Source organism: Pseudonocardia ailaonensis (genome assembly GCF_039531635.1).
In the GTDB taxonomy this organism is placed as follows: domain Bacteria; phylum Actinomycetota; class Actinomycetes; order Mycobacteriales; family Pseudonocardiaceae; genus Pseudonocardia; species Pseudonocardia ailaonensis.
In genome coordinates, this window is the sequence record NZ_BAAAQK010000022.1 from 1 (window position 1) to 5,926 (window position 5,926).

Below are 5,926 nucleotides of genomic sequence, written 5' to 3' on the forward strand. Positions count from 1 at the left end.
CCCGACCCTGCGACACATGTCCTGCGACACGCCCAACGACACATCTCATGAGACTGGACAGTCGTCCTGACGACTATCGCCACTCACGACCTGGCCCGGACCGACGTGGGCCCCGGGAGCCGGCCGCAGCCCCGCGAGCCGGGGCCCGGCCCCGCGCGAGCCGGGACCCGGCCCCGCACGAGTCGCGTCCTGGCGCCGGGCCGCGCCGGATCGAGACCGGTGTCGCGGGGAGGCCGGTCCCGGCTACCCCGCCTCGGGGATGCCCAGCCCCCGCCCGACCTGCCGCAGGAGGGGGCCGGGGTCGGTGGTGCAGCGAACGGGATCGAGGTCCGCGAGGGCGTCCACCCGCGCGAACCCGGCTCCCGCGAGACCGGCGGGATCGAGGTCGCACCGCCCGCACACCGCCACGACCGGCACCCCCGCCGCGCGCGCCGCCGCGGCGACCCCGGCGGGTCCCTTGCCGTGCAGGGTCTGCCGGTCGAGCGCCCCCTCTCCCGTCACCACGAGATCCGCACCGTCGAGCGCCTCGGCGAACCCGACGAGCTCCAGCACCACCTCGATCCCCGCCCGCCGCCGCGCCCCGAGGACCGCGAGGGCGGCGAACCCGACTCCTCCGGCAGCGCCGGCACCCGGCGCGGCGGACACCGAGGGCGAGATCAGCGGGACCGGGGCGAAACGCTCGCTCAGTGACCGTTCTGCTCCGGTTCTGGCGATCACCACGGCGAAGCGCTCCAGGGCCGCGTCGAGGAGGGCGACCGCCTCGGGATCCGCACCCTTCTGCGGGCCGTAGACCTCGGCCGCCCCGTCCGGGCCGAGCAACGGGTTGTCGACGTCGCAGGCCAGCACCATCTCGACGTCCGCCAGGCGGGGATCGAGACCGCCGAGATCCGCGGACTCCGCCCAGGCCAGGGCCCCACCGCCGGCCGGCACCTCCCGCCCGGCGCCGTCCAGGATCCGCGCGCCGAGCGCCGACAGCAGCCCGGCGCCCCCGTCGGTGGAGGCGCTGCCGCCGAGCCCGAGCACGATCCGCCGGGCCCCCGCGTCCAGCGCCGCGCGGATCAGCTCTCCGGTCCCCCGGCTGCTCGCGCCCAGCGGATCGCGCGGAGCCAGCGTCAGGCCCGAGGCCAGGGCGAGCTCGACGACGGCGGTCCCGTCCCGGAGCCCGATCGCCGCGTCCACCGGTTTGCCCGTCGGCCCGGAGACCGTGACCGGCAGCCGCCGGAACCCGGCAGCGAGGGCGGCCTCCAGGGTGCCCTCGCCGCCGTCCGCGATCGGCAGCTCGACGGCCCGGTGGCCCGCCTCGCGCAGGCCCGCCGCGACGTGCGCGGCGGCCTCGGCGGCGGTCAGCGTGCCCTTGAACTTGTCGGGCGCGACCAGCACCCTCACGGGAGCGGGATCGTCGCGGTGGGGGCGTGCTCCCGGGTGGTCGCGAGCTCCTCGAACTCGACGACGGCGTCGAGGTCCTGCCCCATCGAGATGTTGGTGACCCGCTCCAGCACGATCTCGACGATCACCGGAACCCGGTGGAGCCTCACGAGCTCCTTCGCCCGGGCGAACGCCCCGGGCAGGTCAGCCGGGTCCGTGACCCGGATCGCGTTGCAGCCCAGTCCTTCCGCGACCTTGACGTGGTCCACCCCGTACTTGTCCAGCTCCGGTGAGTGGATGTTGTCGAAGCCGAGCTGCACGCAGTAGTCCATGTCGAAGCCGCGCTGCGCCTGCCGGATCAGCCCCAGGTACGAGTTGTTCACGACGACGTGGATGTACGGCAGCGTGAACTGCGCCCCGACCGCCAGCTCCTCGATCATGAACTGGAAGTCGTAGTCCCCGGACAAGGCCACGACGGGCGCCTCCGGACTCGCCACGTTCACCCCGAGCGCCGCCGGCACCGTCCAGCCCAGCGGCCCGGCCTGCCCGCAGTTGATCCAGTGCCGCGGGCGCTGGACGTGCAGGAACTGGGCCCCGGCGATCTGGCTGAGCCCGATCGTGCTGACGTAGCGCGTCTCCGGCCCGAACGCCCGGTTCATCTCCTCGTACACCCGGTGCGGCTTGATCGGGACGTCGTCGAAGTGGGTGCGGCGCTGCATCGTCCCCTTGCGCTCGACGCACTCCCGCACCCAGGCGCTGCGGTCCGGCAGCTCCCGCTCGCGGGCCGCCTCCAGGGCCGTCCGGAGGAAGGCCCCGGCATCGGAGGTGACCCCGTAGTCGGGGGCGAACACCCGGCCGATCTGCGTCGGCTCGATGTCGACGTGGACGAACTTCCGCCCGCGCCGGTAGACGTCGAGCCCGCCGGTGTGCCGGTTGGCCCAGCGGTTCCCGATGCCCAGCACCAGGTCCGACGCCAGGAGGGTCGCGTTGCCGTAGCGGTGCGCGGTCTGGATACCGGCGAGCCCGGCCATGAGCGGGTGGTCGTCCGGGATGGCGCCCCAGCCCATCAGGGTCGGGATGACGGGGATGTCCAGTAGCTCGGCCAGCGCGACGAGCTCGGCGCAGGCGTCGGCGTTGACGATCCCGCCGCCGGCGACGATCACCGGTCGCTCGGCACCCGCGAGCAGGTCGAGCACCTTCTCGACCTGGGCCCGGGTGGCCTCCGGCCGGTGCGCCGGCAGCGGCGCGTACGTCTCGGGATCGAACTCGATCTCGCCCTGCTGGACGTCGATCGGCAGGTCGAGCAGCACCGGACCCGGCCGCCCGGAGCGCATCAGGTGGAAGGCCTGCGCGAACGCCCCGGGGACCTGCGCGGGCTCCCGGACCGTGATCGCCAGCTTGGTGACGGGTGCGGCGATCGCGGCGATGTCGACCGCCTGGAAGTCCTCCTTGTACAGCTTCGCGACCGGCGCCTGCCCGGTGATCGCGAGGATCGGGATCGAGTCCGCCATCGCCGAGTACAGCCCGGTGATCATGTCGGTGCCCGCGGGCCCGGAGGTGCCCACGCAGACGCCGATGTTGCCCGCCTTCGCCCGGGTGTACCCCTCGGCCATGTGCGAGGCGCCCTCGACGTGCCGGGCCAGGACGTGGGTCAGCGTGCCGTCGCGGCGGACGGCGTCGTAGAACGGGTTGATCGCGGCGCCGGGCAGGCCGAACAGGTGCGACACACCCTCGGCCTTCAGGATCGCGACGGCGGCGTCGACGGCGCGCATGCGTGTCATGTGGTCCTCCCGGACAGTTCCTCGACCTGCGTGAGCAGGGCGCTGTGGTCGAGTGATCCGTGGCCTCGGGCGCGCAGCGACGCCACCAGCTGGGCCACGTGCGCACCCAACGGGATGGCGACGCCCGCCTCCCGCGCCGCCGCCGTCACGATCCCCATGTCCTTGTGGTGCAGGTCGATCCGGAACCCGGGCGCGAAGGTCCGGGCCCGCATGGTGGCGCCCTTCCGGGCGAGCACGGTGCTCCCGGCCAGGCCTCCCCCGAGCACCTCGAGCGCGGACTCGGTGTCCACCCCGTAGGCCTCCAGGAACACCAGCGCCTCGGCGACGAGCTGGATGTTCCCGGCGACGATGAGCTGGTTGGCCGCCTTGACCGTCTGCCCCGCGCCCGAAGGCCCGACGTGGACGACGGTCTTTCCCACGGTCTCCAGGAACGGCCGCGCCGCAGCGACGTCGTCCGCAGCCCCACCGACCATGATGGACAGAGCAGCCTCGACCGCGGCAGGCTCGCCGCCACTGACCGGGGCGTCGACGGGACGGATCGCGCGCTCGCGCTCGGCCTCCGCGATCCGGCGGGAGACGTCCGGCCGGATCGTCGAGCAGTCGATGTGCAGGGTGCCGGGCTTGGCACGGGCGAGAATGCCGTCCTCCCCGAACACGAGCGCCTCGACGTCCGGGCTGTCCGGAACCATGGTGATCACGACGTCCGCCTCGCGGACGGCGTCCGCGGTGTCGGTGGCAGCCCGCCCGCCGCGCTCGACGAGGACGTCCACGGCGAGCCGGGAGAGGTTGTGTCCCACGACGTCGTGCCCGGCGTCGACGAGGTGGCCGGCCATCGGGCCGCCCATGATGCCGAGGCCGACGAAGGCGATCGTCGTCTTCTGCGGGGTGCTCATGCTGTCACCTTTCGGGTGGGGACGTACTCCAGCGCGGTCCGGCCGGTGTAGCCGTGGTCGCGCAGGAGTCCGAGCAGGTGCGGGAAGTCGAGCTCACCGGTGCCGGGCTCGTGGCGGCCCGGGCAGTCGGCGAGCTGGACGTGGGCGATGCGGTCGGTGTGCCGGGCGATCACCGCGTCGAGGTCCTCGCCGTTGGCGGCGAGGTGGTAGAGATCGGCGAGCAGCCCGAGGTTCGGCGCACCGACCCGGTCGAGAACCGCGACCGCCTGGTCGGCGGTCCGGATCGGGTACCGGTCGGCACCGCTCAGCGGCTCGACCACCACGGTCGCCCCGATGCGCTCGGCCTCCTTGGCCGCGTACGCCAGGTTCTCGTCGGCCAGCCCGTCCTGATCGCGGGCGCTGTCGATCCGGTTGCCGTACAACGCGTTGAAGACCGGGATGCCGAACCGCTCGCCGAGCCCGACCGCCACCGCGACCGAGTCCCGGAACTCCTGCTCGCGCCCCGGCCAGGACACGAGCCCGCGGTCCCCCGCCGGCATGTCGCCGGCGGCGAGGTTGAGCCCGATCAGATCGATCCCCGCGTCCTCGATCGACCGGGCGAACGACTCCACCTCACGATCCCCGGGCGCGGCGGAGGCGAAGGGCCACCAGAACTCCACGGCCGTGAATCCCGCGGCCGCAGCCGCGGCGGGCCGCTCCAGCAACGGCAGTTCGGTCAGCACGAGAGAACAATTCAGAGCATGACGAGAAGTCACGACAACTCCAGAAACGCCCGCCCCCAATTCGCGTTATGGAACCATAACGCGATCTGACGGGCCGATTGAGCGCGTCATGGTTCCATAACGCGCGGGGTGGGTCAGAGGGCCGCGTGCCAGCGCCGTTCCAGGTCGGCCCTGCCGGTGTCGGTGGGGGTGCCCCAGAGGCGTACTCGGGACAGGCCGCCGTCGGGGTGGATGTCCAGGCGGACCTCGGTGACCGGGGGTGCGTCCGCGAGGACGAACCGGTGCACGGTGTCGGGCTGCAGGGGCGCGTCCAGCAGGGTCCGGCCACCACCGGTCAGGACGGCCCGGCCGGGGGCGTTGTGCAGGAAGTAGCGGGTGTCGATCTCCGCGACGGCGATCCGGGACTCGGCGGCGAGGCCGATCTCGACCCAGTCGTTGCCGTCGTCGCGCCGCCGCGCGGTCTCCCAGCCCTCCCCCATCGACCGGGCCGGGCCCGGGAGCAGGAGGTTGTGGGGCTCACTGTAGAAGCGGTTCGACACGTCCCGGACGTGCCCGCCGTTCTCGACGGCGGCGAGGTCGACGGTCCCGAGGACCGCCAGGTAGGCCGGATCGGGCAGGGCCTCACCGAAGACACGCAGGCGAGCGACGCCGCCGTCCGGGACGATCCGGAGCCGGACCTCCGCGACCCGCCGTCCGCAGCGCACGTCGAAGGCGTTCTCGCTGTCGCCCTTGAGGTCCGAGAGCGGGACCAGCTCGAACCAGTCGCCGTCCGCGCGGCCCTCGACCGCGGCGTGCGGCGGGTAGTTGCCGGTGAACCAGCTCGTGTCCACCACGATCCGCCGGACGATGCCGGGCGCGCCGAGCCGGACCACGGCCTCGTCCTCACCTCGCCCGGACGAACGACCCGGCCGGCGGCGACGGGTCTCCCAGCCGTCGTAGACCTTGCCGCGGTGACCGAACGTCGTGGGGTCGAAGAGCGGCGGGCCGGGGACGATCAGGTTCTCCTTGGCGGCGAACGACTCGTCGCTCGCCGACACCACGGAGCCGCCGACGGTGCGCAGGGCGAGATCCGGGTACATCAGCGCTCACCTCTCTCGATCAGCCGACCGCGCGGGTCGGAGCCCACCCGCGAGCCGCGCAACCAGGTGCCGCGGACGACGCCGCG

Annotated in this window: 6 protein-coding genes; all 6 read right to left on the bottom strand. The window is 73.4% G+C overall.

What is annotated here, in order from left to right; genetic code table 11:
- Positions 1-243: 243 nt before the first annotated feature.
- A complete protein-coding gene (locus ABD324_RS26425; RefSeq protein WP_344422687.1) occupies positions 244-1,386 on the bottom strand; it encodes a glycerate kinase in 1,143 nt (380 codons plus the stop codon).
- Positions 1,383-3,146, bottom strand: coding sequence for a glyoxylate carboligase (gcl, locus tag ABD324_RS26430; RefSeq protein ID WP_344422690.1), 1,764 nt, complete (start codon positions 3,144-3,146; stop codon positions 1,383-1,385). The genes ABD324_RS26425 and gcl overlap by 4 nt, the downstream gene beginning before the upstream one ends.
- A complete protein-coding gene (locus ABD324_RS26435) occupies positions 3,143-4,039 on the bottom strand; it encodes a 2-hydroxy-3-oxopropionate reductase (protein WP_344422693.1) in 897 nt (298 codons plus the stop codon). Before ABD324_RS26435 ends, gcl begins: the two co-directional genes overlap by 4 nt.
- Entirely contained in the window at positions 4,036-4,761 is a 726-nt protein-coding gene (locus tag ABD324_RS26440) for a hydroxypyruvate isomerase family protein (RefSeq protein WP_344422696.1), read from the bottom strand. Before ABD324_RS26440 ends, ABD324_RS26435 begins: the two co-directional genes overlap by 4 nt.
- 134 nt (positions 4,762-4,895) lie before the next feature.
- Positions 4,896-5,840, bottom strand: a complete 945-nt coding sequence (gene alc / locus ABD324_RS26445; RefSeq protein ID WP_344422699.1) for an allantoicase — start codon at positions 5,838-5,840, stop codon at positions 4,896-4,898.
- Positions 5,840-5,926, bottom strand: an 87-nt coding sequence (locus tag ABD324_RS26450; RefSeq protein ID WP_344423210.1) for a hypothetical protein, incomplete at its 5' end; no start/stop codon positions are given. The genes alc and ABD324_RS26450, both read right to left, overlap by 1 nt.

Coding starts and splice junctions, on each gene's coding strand:
- gcl (WP_344422690.1), bottom strand. CDS start 3,146: ATGACACGCATGCGCGCCGTCGACGCCGCCGTCGCGATCCTGAAGGCC.
- ABD324_RS26435 (WP_344422693.1), bottom strand. CDS start 4,039: ATGAGCACCCCGCAGAAGACGACGATCGCCTTCGTCGGCCTCGGCATC.
- alc (WP_344422699.1), bottom strand. CDS start 5,840: ATGTACCCGGATCTCGCCCTGCGCACCGTCGGCGGCTCCGTGGTGTCG.